At 43.7% G+C, this 16467-nt stretch carries 19 protein-coding genes; 10 read left to right on the forward strand and 9 right to left on the reverse strand.

Annotated elements, in window-relative coordinates; genetic code table 11:
* Nucleotides 1–191: 191 nt before the first annotated feature.
* The 10 genes from E5331_RS20330 (at nt 192) to E5331_RS07880 (ending at nt 8198) form a co-directional block, all read left to right on the forward strand.
* Nucleotides 192–470: a hypothetical protein gene (locus tag E5331_RS20330; protein WP_168355176.1), complete on the forward strand. Its 279-nt coding sequence runs from the start codon at nt 192–194 to the stop codon at nt 468–470.
* Nucleotides 454–1029, forward strand: coding sequence for a hypothetical protein (locus E5331_RS07845; protein WP_123483800.1), 576 nt, complete (start codon nt 454–456; stop codon nt 1027–1029). Before E5331_RS20330 ends, E5331_RS07845 begins: the two co-directional genes overlap by 17 nt.
* Nucleotides 1029–1409: a hypothetical protein gene (locus E5331_RS07850; protein WP_123483801.1), complete on the forward strand. Its 381-nt coding sequence runs from the start codon at nt 1029–1031 to the stop codon at nt 1407–1409. Before E5331_RS07845 ends, E5331_RS07850 begins: the two co-directional genes overlap by 1 nt.
* Nucleotides 1406–2482, forward strand: coding sequence for a hypothetical protein (locus E5331_RS20660; RefSeq protein WP_275441134.1), 1077 nt, complete (start codon nt 1406–1408; stop codon nt 2480–2482). Before E5331_RS07850 ends, E5331_RS20660 begins: the two co-directional genes overlap by 4 nt.
* A gap of 182 nt (nt 2483–2664) precedes the next feature.
* A complete protein-coding gene (locus E5331_RS07860; protein WP_123483802.1) occupies nt 2665–3612 on the forward strand; it encodes a DUF6043 family protein in 948 nt (315 codons plus the stop codon).
* Nucleotides 3613–3793: 181 nt separating this feature from the next.
* Nucleotides 3794–4108 carry a helix-turn-helix domain-containing protein gene (locus tag E5331_RS07865; protein WP_024988675.1) on the forward strand — a complete coding sequence of 105 codons (315 nt, stop codon included), beginning with the start codon at nt 3794–3796 and terminating at the stop codon, nt 4106–4108.
* Between the two features lie 5 nt (nt 4109–4113).
* Nucleotides 4114–5526: a DUF3987 domain-containing protein gene (locus E5331_RS07870; protein ID WP_123483803.1), complete on the forward strand. Its 1413-nt coding sequence runs from the start codon at nt 4114–4116 to the stop codon at nt 5524–5526.
* A 32-nt stretch (nt 5527–5558) separates the two neighbouring features.
* A complete protein-coding gene (locus E5331_RS20335; RefSeq protein ID WP_168353813.1) occupies nt 5559–5726 on the forward strand; it encodes a hypothetical protein in 168 nt (55 codons plus the stop codon).
* A gap of 337 nt (nt 5727–6063) precedes the next feature.
* Complete coding sequence (locus E5331_RS07875; protein ID WP_123483804.1) at nt 6064–6444, forward strand: hypothetical protein; 381 nt, start codon at nt 6064–6066, stop codon at nt 6442–6444.
* A complete protein-coding gene (locus E5331_RS07880) occupies nt 6441–8198 on the forward strand; it encodes a relaxase/mobilization nuclease domain-containing protein (protein WP_123483805.1) in 1758 nt (585 codons plus the stop codon). Before E5331_RS07875 ends, E5331_RS07880 begins: the two co-directional genes overlap by 4 nt.
* Before the next feature lie 534 nt (nt 8199–8732).
* Here the strand turns inward: E5331_RS07880 and E5331_RS07885 are convergent.
* The 9 genes from E5331_RS07885 to E5331_RS07925 form a co-directional block, all read right to left on the reverse strand.
* Nucleotides 8733–9938, reverse strand: coding sequence for a hypothetical protein (locus tag E5331_RS07885; protein ID WP_135984405.1), 1206 nt, complete (start codon nt 9936–9938; stop codon nt 8733–8735).
* A 19-nt stretch (nt 9939–9957) separates the two neighbouring features.
* Nucleotides 9958–11541 (reverse strand): phage terminase large subunit, encoded by a 1584-nt coding sequence (locus tag E5331_RS07890; RefSeq protein ID WP_135984407.1) that lies wholly within the window; start codon nt 11539–11541, stop codon nt 9958–9960.
* Nucleotides 11542–11752: 211 nt separating this feature from the next.
* The gene (locus E5331_RS07895; protein WP_135984409.1) at nt 11753–12349 is read right to left on the reverse strand and encodes a DUF6549 family protein; all 597 of its coding nucleotides are present in this window, start codon (nt 12347–12349) and stop codon (nt 11753–11755) included.
* Between the two features lie 11 nt (nt 12350–12360).
* Nucleotides 12361–13047, reverse strand: a complete 687-nt coding sequence (locus E5331_RS07900; RefSeq protein WP_275441135.1) for a peptidoglycan recognition protein family protein — start codon at nt 13045–13047, stop codon at nt 12361–12363.
* 259 nt (nt 13048–13306) lie between these two features.
* Nucleotides 13307–13636: a hypothetical protein gene (locus E5331_RS07905; RefSeq protein ID WP_135984411.1), complete on the reverse strand. Its 330-nt coding sequence runs from the start codon at nt 13634–13636 to the stop codon at nt 13307–13309.
* 20 nt (nt 13637–13656) lie between these two features.
* Complete coding sequence (locus E5331_RS07910) at nt 13657–14199, reverse strand: hypothetical protein (protein ID WP_135984413.1); 543 nt, start codon at nt 14197–14199, stop codon at nt 13657–13659.
* Between the two features lie 67 nt (nt 14200–14266).
* A complete protein-coding gene (locus tag E5331_RS07915; protein WP_135984415.1) occupies nt 14267–14779 on the reverse strand; it encodes a hypothetical protein in 513 nt (170 codons plus the stop codon).
* A 3-nt stretch (nt 14780–14782) separates the two neighbouring features.
* Nucleotides 14783–15565 (reverse strand): 3'-5' exonuclease, encoded by a 783-nt coding sequence (locus E5331_RS07920; protein ID WP_135984417.1) that lies wholly within the window; start codon nt 15563–15565, stop codon nt 14783–14785.
* A 1-nt stretch (nt 15566) separates the two neighbouring features.
* Entirely contained in the window at nt 15567–16466 is a 900-nt protein-coding gene (locus tag E5331_RS07925) for a nucleoside/nucleotide kinase family protein (protein ID WP_135984419.1), read from the reverse strand.
* Between the last annotated feature and the right edge of the window lies 1 nt (nt 16467).

The raw sequence follows: 16467 nt of genomic DNA on the forward strand, positions 1-16467 counted from the left end.
CTTTATTGCTTCAACCGTTAGTAGATGACAACGGTCTTGACATATATTTGTCTGACAGTACAAATATTATTGAAAAATGCAGCAAGCAATTTCAATTGTTAAGCGGAAGCAACACAATCTCGGAATTTGTCAGGATTTTATATGAAATTATTGCAACCGACAAGTCCATACAAACCAACTTTATACTTCAAATGAAGATATACGAGTTGATATATGGTGTCGCTCTTTATCTCAACAAAATAGATATAGCCCAGGATGTGTACATACAGATTTCAAATCAAATATCCGGCTGGGACACAAAGATATTCAAATATTGGTACGGCGATAAAGATACATCACTGTCGAAACTTCTTGAATTTGAATCAAACAAGCGCAGAATAGTCAAGAATGTTGTCCTTAACTCCTCCGACCCCAAAGTAAAAAAATTGCCAGCTTATAAATTCCTTGAACACCATGAAGCTGACCGATAAACGATTTTGGAACAGATGTGGAAACGCGGTCAATGAACTATTCTTTTGGCTCTTTATTGCGTTTGCCGTGTTGCTCGCCATTGATTTATGGTGTATGTTGGCGACTGCCATAGTATGCCTGTTCGGGGAAATGGGTAAATCGTTGACATTGTTGAAAATATTTGGAGCATTTGGGATAATTCTCATACTATTCTCCAATTTTACATTATGGCTGACAATGTATTCGCCAAAGATATATAAACGGCTTGTGTCAGTAGTCCGTAGTAAACGACTGAGACTATTGTATTTCCTGACATTAGGCTATGTGAACGTATATCTGCTGAACCTCTATTACATCAGATTCAAATATAACCAGTATGAACTGACTCAGTATCGTGTAAATGTGGGATATTCGGTTTTGGTCATGTTCCCAATCATAAATATCCCGGTCTATGTAGCGGCCATTCGTCGTAGCGGGCGACAAGTGCCCTTGGGCTATGCGGCTAAGTTATATATGCAGGGAAGATTAGCAACGTACTTGATACAAAAGGATTATTCATCATTAACAGAGAATCAGTGATGAAACGATACTATCTGTTTGATTACATCTGGTATATTGGCGAGGCTTTGAGGAAAAAAGATGGCAATCCATCAAGCGGAAGTCTGACGCTGAGTTTTGTTTGGTGGTTTGGAATCCTTGTTCCGTTATTACTGCCAGTGATGTTCCGGCTCTTTGGAAATCCGGCAGCGATAATATGCGGACTCGCGCTGATATTTTTGCCTGAAATCTTTTGTAGACTGCGTTATACCGTGCAACGCCGCAAGGAGATAATGGAGCATTATTCCGGTATGAAGAGGCTGTACCAGCGGTTGTTTGTCATCTATGGACTAACTATTCTATTTGCAGCTACGGCTTTAATCATTATGTTTAGTCTTGGATTCATTACAAAGAAGCTATGAAACTGACCGATACAAAATATTTGATTATATGTGGATTGCTTCTATCGGTGTACATAAGTATTTATGCACGCAATATCAGTGTCAGCGGACGTATGGTTGACAAATATAATGGCGAGCCGTTGATAGGGGCTTGTGTATATGCCGCTTGTACCGATAAAAAAGACAGTCTAATGGCAGTAGCGGATACTGCGGGATTGTTCACGGTGTCAGTTCCGGAGAATCAGCTATTGCGATTTCAACATATGGGTTACAGGGATACATTTGTTTTCGCAAAGTCAAACCTACTAATTGAACTGGCCGATGATGGAACCTGGAAAAATCCATTGTGGATTATTGACAGCGTAATCGCTGACGTGAACTACCCGGATATATGGTATCAATCGCCATTTGGTGATATCACATTGGAATCATTAGTCTGTGAAGCGATGCCTGTGTTGCGGGAGGATGATATAGAAAAAGTACATTTGATAGACTCGACTATATGCTTCGGAAACATTCTATACACCGGATTATGTCGGGTAGATACAAAACCGACCACCGTGCAGATAATTGTTGACGGTGAAAATTGTGGCATAATAACGGAACGAGCTGGGCGATTGGCAGGAGAAACCGGGGCTATAAAATATGCCTCGAATATCCTGAGAATAGACAGTGTAGTAGATGCCGTAGCCATTGACACCAAGAAACTTTTACTTATACCCACTGAGTATTATAAAAAGGCTGAGAAAATGTTGGTCGTGACTACGGATCACCATTACCCCTCTGTGGCTGAATCTGGTTTTCTGCCATATCGATATGACAATGGCGATGATTATGTCTCTGATGGACGGTATCGAATTGTGGATAGTGATGGAAGAATAGGATATGCCACAGCAAACAATGCGGTGATAATACCTCCTCGTTTTGCATTTGGTTTTCCTTTTCATAATGGCCTTGCAAGGGTTACGAACAGCGGTCATCTTGAAACTGTAATCGGAAGTGATGGAGAATACCACTATTGGGTAAGCAATAGCTGGTATTGGATTGATAAAATGGGCAACCGACTTGGAATGGAAGATGAAACCGAACGATAAACGATTTTGGATAGCATGGCTTGTGCTTCTCATCTTGGCGATTGTGAGTTGTATGACAGGAGGCTGGAACGAGGATACAGCGTTGCTTGGTGCGGCTTATACGCTGTCGCTGTTATCGTTCAAAGTACTATTATCTTTTTTGACCTTTGCGCGTTATTACTTTATGAATTAGAAATTTCACTATGAAAAATCAGCAAGATAACTTAGGCAGTCAGGATGGAAAGATTGATTTGAAGATGTGGATGGAGGAGCATCCGCAGGAATATGGCGAGTTTGCTGCGGCGATGGGCGAAGCGGACTCGCTGGAGGTGTTTTTGTTGGGTGCAGCAGCATTTCTTTCGTCGCCGGAGTTTCAGAAGCGATTGGAGAATATGATTGACCTTGACAATCTGGACTTGGATGAGCTTTTGAAGATTATCCGGGAATCGGGCTATGCCCGGATTGTACTGAGTGGGCAGCCGGCGGATAGCGAATGGGCTAAATACCGGTTGCCCTTTGCCGCATGGCTCAAATATGGACGCTCTTCTGAAATGATGATAGATAATATTGAGGAAGCGGCAGAGTCGATTGACAACAAACAGTACCAGTGGCAGCTTGCAAAGTTCATGAAGACATTTCTTGCGAGGGAGGTAGAGGATAAACGACGCTCGCGCAAGGATTTGAAGGAGTATCTTGATTATCGCATGAGTGTAGATAACTGCAATTTGGCTGATTGGGCGTTGGAGGGTATTGATGAGTCTAAACCGACTGCTAAAATTACAGAAAACGCAGAATTATCTCATGACCTTCTTTCCCTTTTGGCATCTCACGGCAGTGAGATTGTTAAGCGCATTGGCAAATGGATAGAAACACATATCCGTGGCGTTGACATAGCGCACTTATATGTCGCACTTGTCGAGTCTGGCGAGCTGGATCCGTCAACACCTGTCAAACGATTTGTCGAGATATTATCCGCCACATTCCCTGAATGCAAAATCGTCGGCGAGCGTCAGGTGCAGAAGAGCGTAAACACGCTACAAGATTTATCTCCCAATCGTAAGCGATTTATCAAAGACGAGCCAGAACATCGCTTCGCTATTGACTCTATAAAGACCGATGTTTTACGAATTGACCCAGATGGAGTAGACTGAAATAGCCTCTTTTCAATTCGTTTGATTCGTTTTATAGTTCGCGAACTTAACGAACCATCAATTCCTTTTAATCCAAGAAATTACGCTATACTTTTGCGCCATCGTTCCATTTCGGAGCGGTGGCGTTTCTATCTTATGCCGCCAGTAGAAGCGTCGAACAATGTCGGCAATCAAAACAAAAATGCAAGATTTATTAGATATGCTCAATGAGGGTCGGGCCCATGTCAAGGTAGAGATGAACGCCGAAGACCTCAAAGCATTTTCGGAGGACTTGATCCGCCGCGCAAAGGATGAACTCGGCTCGATGGTCGAGGCTGCCAAGAAAGAACGTATGCTCACCAAAGCCGAAGTAAAGGAACTCTTTGGCGTATGCGATGCCACACTCTGGCACTGGGCAAATAAAGGTATCCTCAAACCTGTCAAGACCGGCAACAAGATTATGTACCCGGAATATGAGGTACGCAAAGCCCTCGGACAACGTAACATCAATATCTGAGCATCATGAAAGCGAATGGCTATTACAACCATCCACGCTTTCCGTTGGAAGCCGGATGTGGATTGATCGAGGAGGATAGCATTGCCTTTACCTGCGATTCCGGTAAAACTACCGAAACTCCTTCTTTCCCTTTGGAGATATTTCCGAAAGCAATCCGCGACATAATAGAGGCTCTTGAGGAGTATGAGAACTATAATGTCGATTTCACTTCGGCTTCATTCCTTACAGTATTCGCGGCTGCTATGGGCAACACTTGGTCAGTCCGCTTCATGACAGGATGGGTAAGCCGACCGATAATCTACATGGTGCTTGTCGGCTCGCCGAGCTGTGGCAAGACACCTCCATTGCAACAGGCGGTCGCACCTCTTCTCAAACTCGACGGAGAGTATGACATGATCTACTGCAAGGAGATGGAAACCTACCGCCGATGGGAACGCATGTCGGCAAAGCAGCGTGAGAAACATTCTCTACCTGAAGAAATGAAGATGCCTCAGCGAAAATGCCATGTAGTGGTTGACTCCACCGTAGAGGCTCTTATCGGAGCTTTGCGCGACAATCCGCGCGGAGTGCTGATTTACAAGGATGAGATAGACAGCCTTCTTTCCAATTTCAACCGCTACAACGGTTCGGACGAGGGCTACTTTCTCAGTCTGTTCAGCGGCACGCCTTTCAAGTACAGCCGAAAGTCAAACAACGAACATATCTTCCTCGCCAATCCCTACTGTTCGATTATAGGCTCTACTCAGCCGGGGCGCCTGGACGAACAGTTCGGCGGCAAGCGCATGATGAACGGCTTTTCATCTCGATTCCTGAAAGTCTATCCCGAAATTGACAAGATGCCATCGTGGAATGACACCGCCATGCCTGACGGCGTTCTTGAAGAATGGGGGCGAATTATCCGAAAGGTGGTAACAGTCACTCCTTCAACAGACCAAGAGGGAAAAGCAACCTCAATAGAGCTACTGTTTTCCCAAGAGGCAAAGCTCCGCGTAATTCAATGGAAAGACGAGGTCAATAACAAGGCTTATGCTGAAACGGATTCAGATGCTGTCAGGGCGTTGTGCGGCAAACTGGAAACTTATCTGGTCCGCTTCTGTCTGGTCATACAGATTATGCACTGCATCTGTGGAGAATCGGGCATGGATAAAATTGAACCGGGAACTGCCGAACTCGCCATCAGGCTCACCGAATATTTCAGAAACATGGAGAGCCGGATTGCACCGGAGATTGAAACCGGTATCCTTGACAACCGGTTCACCGAGTTACTCGGAAACCTCAGGGATTCGTTCACCACGGCAGAAGCTGTCCGGGAAGCCCTGCAACTCGGAATCTCGGAATCTTCGGTCAAGAGATTCCTAAGAGACGGAGGCCGAGGATTCGTGAAGAAAAAGTCACACGGTTGCTATAGCAAAATATGACCCATGCGCTGACACTATGAACTTTTGACATTATGACATTTTCGACCGAGGTCGAACTGATTGAGATACCCCGGTTGCTCACGCCTGATTTGGAGTATAAACCTTGCTTTGCAAGATATGCCGATTGTGTCCACAACGGCTATCCCGCCTCCCCCGAGGTGAGGGTCAATCCCGCTCGAAACTCGCAGTCTTTTGTCTAATGACACATTGCCCGTGAACGATGATAGACTGAAAAATGAATGATGAAAAACTGAAAATCTGCGGTTGATATATTATCAAGCAACACATTTATCATGAACCGTGATACTTCGGTTAATCGGTCATCGTCACATTGGATAATCTATACATTGGATAATATGATAATGAGCCATTGGACAATGGAGCATTAGACGATCGAGACAACCAGGTATTATATCATCAAGGTATCAGGTCATCAAATCATCAAGCTATCATTATACCAAGTCATATAGTCTTCATTGTATCAGATATTCAATCAACCAATCTATCAAACCATAATATCTTAAAAAGTTAATCTCTATGCCCGATAAAAAATCCATTACTATAAAAATACGTGTCGATTCGCAGACCCACACAAAAATGCAGTCAGGAGCCGACAGATATACCGACGGTAATCTCAGCGCGTTTGTCCGATGCGCTACTCTCAAATACAACGAGGAGCCAGTCACTGACCGCGACAATCCCCGTATGATTGCTTTGATCAAGTCCGCTATCAAGCTCATCGAAAGAACTGGCACCAACACCAATCAGGTTGCAAAGCACATCAACGAACAGCAGAAAATGAATCCTTACTCGTTGCGGGCGGCAGATCTTCTTCCCTTCGGTCAGTTTTGCGAGGGTACAGAAAAAATCCGGCAGATGCTGACATACCTCTATAACATGATAATTTCAGGAAAATGATAGTCAAGAAGCTCAACGATGTGTCCGGCGGCGGTTTCCCCGGCGCTCGATATAACGAGAAGAAGATTGCTGATGGCGTGGCAACCCTTATGGCGATGGAGAACGTCAGCGAGGCGTTGCGTCACAATGTCGAGACGCTGCACCGCTTCGGCCTTGATGCCTCGGCTGAAGTCGAAAGGTATATGAAAGAAAACTCTAAGACCTACGGCAATACAAAGACAACACGTTTCCAGTTCCACGTGTCGGCCTCCGTGAAAGGACGCGCCATGTCGCCGGAAGAACTTACCGACTTTGCGCGAGAGCTTATGGTGGGTATGGGATATGCCCGTCAGCCGTATTTTGTTTACGCCCACCATGATACCGGCAACAACCATGTGCATATTCTCTCGACGAGAATAAAGCCTAACGGTTATGCCATTTCTGACCATCAGGACAGGCGCAGGCTTAACGAGTGCGCAAATCGCATACTCTCTCCTGACATCAAGAAAGATATTGACCGAATTCTCAGCTACGACTACGAAACGGAGGGGCAGTTTGCCAATATCGTCAAGACTCATGGTTACAAGATAGAGAAATCGCTCGACGGCTACCGTCTGTTCAAGTGTGGAGGCGACGCCGGGAATATCGCCATCGATGACATCCTCAATCGAATCACCAGGAACAGCCCCAAGCGCAAAGACCGCGCTACACAGCTCCGCTCCATAATCCGGAAATACAAGAGCGAGATAGCCGAGGGAAAATGTCAAAGTGTCGATAATGTCAAAGTGTCAAAAGGTAAGAAGCGAAAGCCGGTAAAGGCAAAGTTGAACACCGACATCCGCAAAATACTTGACAACCACGGCAAACCGTTGAGCGAGGAGAACTGCCAGCGCATACAGACTCTCATTGATGTTCTCAAGACAAAGTTTGGCATAGACATCAGTTTCCAGAAGGACAAGGACGGCAGGGTGAGAGGCTACAGTATAATCGACCATGCCGAAAAGATTGCCTTCGACGGCAGCAAGGTGATGAAACTGTCGGAGCTTATTGACTTCGCCATCATACCACAAAGGGAACCATCGCCGCTTGACGTGTACCGCGACCTGTTCACTGTCGAGGTGGGCAAAGACAGCAGAGGAAACTATATGCTCATCAATGTCAAAGACGGCTCGACGTACCGCAAGCCAATCTCACCGAGGCAGTACGCATGGTATAACGGCGTGAAAGACGACGAGCGCGAAGATGTAGGCCTGACAATAGCGGCCACGATGTTCTCCGAGGAGATACTGACCGAATATCTCATGCGCTATCCGATACACAACCATCAAGAGAGAATAAAAGGCATGGCCGTTGTCAAACATAGAAACGGCAACTATTGCCTCCGCGCTGCCTTGACTGACGGCTATATGCCTTTGATCGAATTAACTCCGGAGGAGGAAGCCAAGTTCCGCTCTCTACATGCCGATGAACAAGCAAGACAAGACTTCCTGATGTCAATAGCCATGCTGCATCTTACTCGAAAGGATGCCGAGGCAGTTAAAGAGAGGATAAAGCAGAATACCCAATCCAAAGCCGGAGTCCGTATTCTCCCTTCCCGTCCACAGGACTACTCCCCGGAAATCTCGCAAGTGTTCACATTCAATCTTGCCAACGCACTATCTTCCCTCAATGTCAGTTCCGGCTCATCCGGTTACAAGCGCGAGCACGAAGTCGGCAACCGCTCCCGCTACGATGACATCGACGACCGTCAGTCCGGCACAAGACTTACAATGTAAGAATGAAGTAGTGACTATCTCAGCGCACCACGCCGATAGTCACTATTATTTTGCAGAGAATTTAATGTAGAATTTAATTGGGTTTAGAATTAAACGCTACTTTTTAATACAGTTTAATCAAGCCGATTTATCGTGGTTTATAGCGATTTAGATAGTGACTATTATAGTGACTACGGACAATAGGGACTAAAAGAAAAATCGCCAACTCTTTTAGAATTAGCGATTTAACTTTCTTGAAGGTGGTGCCACCAGGGGACTCCGCACCTATATATCTTTTATGCTGAAATTCAGTCTGTTGCAGTAATTTAATGGTTCGATTTCGTCACAAAATATGCACAAGTTGTATCACAACTCCGCGTTTTGTACTGCAAAATTAGCTAAAAAACTTGAATTTTAAGAGTGATTACTTCACTAAAATTTGAATTTTAAGCCCTCATCAAAGCCCTATAAGTGTTAAATATTCTTAATAAATAAGGCGGCCAACTCGTGATTTCCTGAGTTGAACCGCCCTATCAGGCAAGAAAGAATAGATTTTTATATCAACCAAATGTTTTCATTCGGGTCGTAGCTCCTTTGGAATGTCTCTAACGCCCAGTCCACTTTTGGATCACAAGAATCACGTTCTTTTTTTCGGGGAAGCTGAGGATTGATCTTGAACTTGGAAGCATTATAGAGCCACTGCATAGAGTCCTCATAAGCCCACCGGCGCGTTTCTGGAATGTTGGTGGCAGAAATGATTGAATGAAGATGATAGAGTGCGATACGGCTCAAATGAGCAACGATATTGCTGTTTCTGGGGTCATCTCTTGTGATATTGACGCCATCAACAAGTTTATCAGGATTAGGATTAAGAACGGGATAGAACACCGTTCCTTCTGCCACAACATAATCACGAGCATCTTCTGAGTAGTCATATTCTAACTCTTCAGAATAATCTCCGATAAGGCCCCAGCAATCATCTTCCTCTGGAGTAAGAACAGCCTCGTCACTCGGTAACTCAGGAGTAGGTTTTTCACCACCTTCAGGCTCTTCATCATTACCCTCTATTGGTTCTGGATTATCTTCAGAAAGAGTTTCGACATCTTCAGGTTCTTTAGGTGTCTCAGGCTCTTCGGGTAATTCTGGAGTGGGTTCGGCCGGCTCTTCCTCTTCTTCCTCTGATTTACCAAGGAATTGATAGAATTGGTCATTGTAAGAGCATACTTGATCTTTCTCCCATTCCATATTAGGTTCCCAGGGGATTATTTCAGCTTCACGCCATGCTTTTACACCGGGAACATGAATTTCTCCAGCCTCATATCCGTGAGGAACTGCGCATTGCCAATATTCAGTTCCGAACTTGACAACTTCGCCTTTAGGATACATCCGAAGCTGAGAGTATTTCTTAGCGTGTTCAATGAGGCAGGGGTTGATAAAATCATTAACCTGCTTCCAATATTCCACCTTAGTAGGTCTTTTGAGGCCATTGATGCAGGTCAATGTCTTAAAGATTTCCTCATCTTTTTTAATCCACGCCTGGCCAGGGTAAGACACATTGATATTATACTCCCTGATATTCTTACCGACAGCCAACACCTTTTCAATCTCATAATACTGATCGAGAAACTCCAGAAGCTGCATTTCGGCTCTTTGCTCCGCTTGTGGAATACGATCTTCCACACCACGAATAAGCTGCCTCATGTGCTCTTCCGTAGCGATGCAAAAGTAATCCCTATTTGTCAGAAAACGATGATATATCATATTATTGCTGTTTTATTTATTAATAGTCAAATTCCCCATATACAGTGTCCTCTGAATCTATGGTAGTGACTATCTCTGTTGAGGCTGTTTTATACTGAGTGTAGATTGAACTCAGATAGTAAATCATCGCATAATCGAAACAATCTGAGAAATGGCCCCAACGCTCAACACGCTCTCCATTATCATTAAGAACCTTCTTCTTTTCTTTAGTTCCGTCAGGATTTTTCTTCTGATATACAAAGTCCTCAATCAGTCTGTGGCAGCGAGCATCAATATAGACCTTCCAGCCTTTGAAATTATGCAGTAATTCATTGATAAATTCCAGTCGTGTCACCATTGCCGGCTGCTTGCTCAAAAGCTGAATTTTCGGCTTCAGCACAGCATTGGTCATATTCTTATTGGCAATGGTAAAGTTATTGACCCCTTCTTCAGTCTGAGTGGAACGAGATAGACCAGCGGGATCGCCAGTCAGCAATACACCACCGATATGACCGTCGGCAACCAACTGAGAAGCTATCCATCTTGTGAAAGCTGGGGTGTTGTTTCTCTTGTCTTTGGGGTAGCCGACATATTCAGGGAAAACATACACAATCTTATTCTCCCAATCAATCTGAATGGGCAAACAACTCATATATGGATTTACATTGAAGTCAAAACTGAGAATGAGCGGCTTCATCGGGTCATAAGATTGCTCCCTTAAATTATGAACCAGATGTGTATCACCATCAAAGTTCCAATAAGCAGCCATTTTATTGCTTGTGGTGAAGAGCCAGTTACCATACAACAGACGGTCTCGGTCAGCTTTATTTCTCAGCTTGCTCAACTTGTTATAGTAGATAGCTCTAAACGATTCATTGGGATTATCGAACAGACTGAATGGGATGTAACGGTAGCCGGATTGTAATTCTACCGGATCTCCATCATCGGTCATTACAAAGGTAGAACGTACCCAGGTCAAGCAGGGGTTGGTTGACATAAACAGTTTACCTACCACAAAGGTCTCGGCAATCTTGTAACGAATACGGGATGCCAATACCTCCACAGCCTTTTCGGAAACCTCAGACACCTCATCAATGAAGCCTCCAGTGATTTCCAATGAACCAAGGGAGTTGAAGTCAGGGTCCTGGGGGCTGGGGGTCAAGTCCATTGCCATTATTTCTGAACCATTCCAGAATGTAATGATATAAGTAACATTATTTATATGATAATGCACATCTTGCTTTAATCCCCACGAATTTAGCACGTCCTTTAAGGTTTTCCAAGTAGTTTCCAAAAGGGTCTTACGAACCTTTCGGGCAACCACCATACGGATGCCGGGGAATTGTATGCAACTGCATACCAGCCAACAACAGCCAATATATGATTTACCACCACCGGCAGAACCACCTCCTAAGACTTGCTCTGGAATATCGGTATTCCCACAATTCTCACAAGTGGCCCTATACACCTGGTGCCCCTTACTGTCAAATCCATTAGGCATCATAACGAGCTTGCCCCCACACTTATCACAATGATTAGGTTGCAGGGCGTTCCATAGCTCATATTGTCGTGCTGACGGCTTAAATGTTATTTTTAGACCTCTCGGTCGCTCTAACCTTGCCATTAAATCTTTCTTTCCTAATAATAGTCCGGCCAGTAAGAAAAATCCACCCTACTTCTCAGTAGAGTGGATCATCGCTTAATAACACATTATTATTAAAACCCTTTTCAATCTTTTTTACTTTGGCATTTAATACTGTGCAGCTTATCAACGTGTTTCTTCCCAACCTGCTTCAAATCCTTCGGCATGATTGGCTTTGTCTTTATCTGTTTCATCATTCCATTATATCTATGGTTTGTAAACTAACGATACTCGCTTTTGGATTGTGATTTATCACTCGAACACCCTTATGTTCTTTCCATTTAATCAGACCGAACAACCAGGAGTGCTTTTTCTGAATATTGAGCAATGTCAGACTGTCACGCACCTCGTAATCTATAATAGCATTTCTATCTGGCAATACCTCAACATCTATATTGACAAAATTATCTTCTAACTTAGCTGTAATACCTCCAAATGTATCAACCACAGCGATAACAGTATCTACACTATGGGTTACAGTCGCAACCTCAGTCACATTACTGACATCCTTGGGCTTCAGCTTAGAAGAAGCAAGAAGTTTATCATACTTGGCCTGCAAATTTGACTGTGTGATATTCAGAGTTTTTACCTCGGCCTGATATACCGCAATAGAGTCGTTCAGCTGAATTTTGGTATATTCGATTTCCTGAGTGAGATCACTGATGGTGGCCTCCAGAGTGTCAGCCTTATGTTGGTATTTGGTAGCCTGACTATAAGTTTGCCATAAGGAAACGCAGAGAACTCCTATGACTATATATAGGCTACATTTGCTTAATATAGTTTTCCACATACTGTTGAAATTTAGAGTTTTGAATATTCAGGGATAGCGTCGAAGCAAGGACAGCCCTTAATAAATTCGTATGGCTCAATAACGCCATTACCATTCAGGTCTGGAGAGGTGTCACGATGACCAATTACCCTTGCGATTGTGCCATATCGCTTCTTGATGTCTTTGATGACAGTGATAAGACTGGCTTTCTGCTGGGGTGTGCGAGTGTCCTTAATCATCGTGCCGTTGGTATCTCTTGCATCAAGACCACCAATATAGCACACACCGATTGACCTTGTATTGTGGCCAGAAGCGTGACACCCTATCTTTGTTTCCGGGCGGCACTTTACGATTGTGCCGTCACGGAGTATGATATGGTGATACCCGATATATCGTGTTTTACCGTTGGTATCAACATACGATGAGAATTTCCGAGCCTTATGTGAAGCGTCAATCTTGTCAATCGAATAATCAACGCCTTCTTTGGTGGCCGAACAGTGGACAATAATCTCATCAATAAACCGATTGGTTGCTGGGAAACCAAGACTTTCCCAGGTGTGGGCACCGACAATCCCATCGACAGTCAGCCCATGCGATTTCTGATATGCCTTAACAGCAGCATCAGTATTCTTCCCAAAGATACCGTCTGCTGTAATGTTCAGTTTCTTCTGTAGAGTCTTAACTTCTTCGCCTCTACTACCGATTTTCAAAACAGTCATAGTTATAATACAGTTGATTTTAATATGCTAAGGGTTCGCATTTTGTTAATCAAATCCGGCCCTTCAATAGAGCTGATTGGAATGTAGTAATTCCTGACACGCCTCATTACCTTCACATCCACATAGGCTCCAGTCAAATTTCCACCGGTAAACAAAATCCGAGTGACAATGCCAGTCCGGTTAGTAAGGAGGCTATTGCCATTCTGCTCCAGTTTTTTGGAGTATCGGATTGTAACTCTATCTCCGACTTTAAGCTCATTCATCTATTTGCTTGCGGATTATGACGTTGGTGGTCTCCAAGGATGTCCTCTAATCTGTCACGGATCTGACGTATGTCCGTTGACATATCAGTAAAAGACCTCATCGTTGCCTCAAAGACAGCTTTGTCGAGCTTCATATTGTCGAGCTTGACATACTGATCGTCAATCTGAACTTTGATCTGGGCAATCTCTTTCTCCATATTGTCAATTCTCATCATACTTGCTTGGTACTGAATGTACAATCCGCAAACAAATATAATGAAAGTGAATATGGACTTGGCATTATTGATTATGAAATCTCCAATGATTGAATTTGTCTTACTTTCCATTATATCAAATTTTTAAGTTGTTATTCAATCACTTTATCAATTCCATTTTCCTTACTTGCCTCCGGCACAATAAGGTTAAATGTGATGCCATCACCATCAGCACCCTCCAGCATAACCTTATGCGCAATATCTTCTTTGATACCATACATATCGGTGAGCTTTGAGATAGCGTTGACCGCAACAGAACGGAGTGCGGCTGGTGACATAGTATTACCCCATCTGTCAGTTACATGAAGAGTTGAACACTCATCAGCAATCTTCAAAAGGGTTTCAGTCAGGCGCGGACGCAAAGTGGCCGCATTGACCATATTTTCACTTTTCAGCTGGTCAATGCGGTCCTTTATATCGTCACGCATCATAAGTGTCCTAACGGCAATAGAGGTTTCCACCTCATTCCGAGTATGCTCGTCTATACCATCTTTTGAAGGGTCATAAAGCAATCCTGTGCTCCCGTTAAACACGAGATCATAGGTTTTTCGTGCATTGCCGTTATATGGAGAAGGCCCGCAAGCAAAGACCAAGCAGAACTTCTCTTCAAGGTTTGTGAGCTTTATATTTTCCATTATCTATATTGAATTATTCCTTTATAGATAATAGAAAACTTACACACAAAGCCTCTGTGTCTTACGGTTAAGGGTTAGAGTTCCTTAGATTTTGATTCATTATCTGATGTCGGAAAAGTTTTACAAGTCCTTGCAAACATTGCTCAATACGCTCCATCGTATTCAATTCTGCCATATTGAAATTGAACTGAAGGGCATATCCACCGATGTATGCGAGAACCTTACCTGTCTTTTCATCACTGATCTGGCAGATGTCATAATCCTCTCTCTCCCGGAACATCATCACTCCAGTTGTGGTTGAGTCGAGATAAGCCTCTGGCATACCATTCTCATCAATCAACTGTATAGGGGTGTTATGGCCCACACGTTTCATCTGAACAACTGGATTACGATTGATATTGACAGTATCGGCCTTAACATCAATCTTCTTCTCTTGCTGAAACTGAGGCTGGGTGGTGGTCTTGTCAGATTTCGACTCAACCACCTCCTTATGAACATTTGCCTTAATGCCCTGAGCTACCGCATCACTGGCCGGCACCATCGTACCAGTCTTTTTATCGAATTGAAAATTGCTCTTCATAAGTTATATTTTGAAATGATCTCTAAGTTTTTCTCGCTTCTCAGCCGCCAGACTTCCGATAGCAGTACCTCCACCAGCTGATTGCTCTCTCATTCTTGCCGTAAGTACCCTGAGAATTTCTCTGGTGGCCGTAACATCAGCATCTGCATCGTGAGCATCATCCAGATCAATACCCAGACGCTCTGCCATTGCTTCCAGTTTCCAAGTAGTGATACTTTTATCGTTATCAAAGGTGAGCTGAGATAATAAAATCGTATCAAGCTGGGTGGGTTGGAAATTGCCCCAGAAATCCTTATGGCCACGAACAAGTTTAATGAAACGAGACCATATCCCAGTATAAAGCATAATCTGCTGCATAAAACCGTTATCAAACAGCGGATTTTGGCCAACCATAAATGGCTTATTGCCGGCCACAACTGGAAGAGTATTCCTTTCAATGAAATCACATATCTCATTGCAGACATCCTCTATAGGCTTGCCCATCTGATAAAGCAAATCCATTGTCACACCACTTATATCCAGGGCAGTAGAGCTATACTCCATCAGCTCTTCTTCTTCGGTGTCATACTTATTTTTGAGAACCTTTTTCTTTGGTTTGCCAAGATCGGCCTTCTTACTATAAGGATAGATGTAAGCCGAGTATTTCTCAGTTACTTCAAAGGTATCAAGACGGACTGCATGAAGAGAAATCTGAGTGGCTGCGCTCTTGGTGCAATCCAACCCTCCAGTTTCAAAGTCATACACAATAGCAACCACTACGTTGCTTTTTTCTACGGGAGCTGCCATATTACTTGTTTTTGATTTCTTCGTAGATACACTCAATGCTCTCAAAAAGAGCTGCTTTCTTGCCGTTATTGATAATCACATAGTCATAATCCTCATCTTTCAGGTCACGACGTTCATCTCGACGCAAGCGAGTTTCATCAATGCCAGATTTCCGGCGAAGAGCCTTATCTCGCTTAATCAAGACAGTGTAGATGTCATAGACATCACCAAAGTCATTACGCAGATTTTCAAGTCCTTTCTCATCAATGACATAGACGGTGCAAGGACCAAATACCTGCCATTTGGTAGCATAGTAATAATATCCACCAAAATGAGCATAAGCAATCAGCTCTGTTCGGTCTGGTACAATGTCAATGAAATGGTGGTCTCTCCCCTCCACTTCCGTAGGTCTGGGGGGTCTGGTGGTGAAGGAGCAAATCACATTTGCATCCTTGTGGTATTTGAGGTGCAATGAGGCTAAAGTCTTGCCACAGCCTGAACCACCTACAATACACAGAATTTTAAGTTTAGCCATATCTTGTTTGGGATTTAAGTATTCGTTTATTCTATAGTCCAGAATCTCCTTCATCAGCATCCGTAGTCTGGTCGGAGTGACACGACCACGTTTTCTGCTGGGTTTGGAGGATGTTTGCAGATTACGTTTTATCATATTGACCTGAACTTGTTGGGGGTCACGCCAGTGATACCACGCAATCGCATCTCCATTTTCATCAAAGAGATTGGGCATTATAAAATTCTCAATCTTATCGTGGTAGATGGTCAAATCACGAGCTTTGGCAATGGCGGCTTGAATCCGGTACCAGCCATTATAGCCGGTACCAGCACATTCTTGCCTAAACTTGCGAAGCTGTTTCTGAACCTGATCATCCAGTTCCTCGCGTATGTCAATAAGAAACGACATA

The sequence above is a fragment of the Lepagella muris genome (genome assembly GCF_004793975.1).
Lineage (GTDB): Bacteria > Bacteroidota > Bacteroidia > Bacteroidales > Muribaculaceae > Lepagella > Lepagella muris.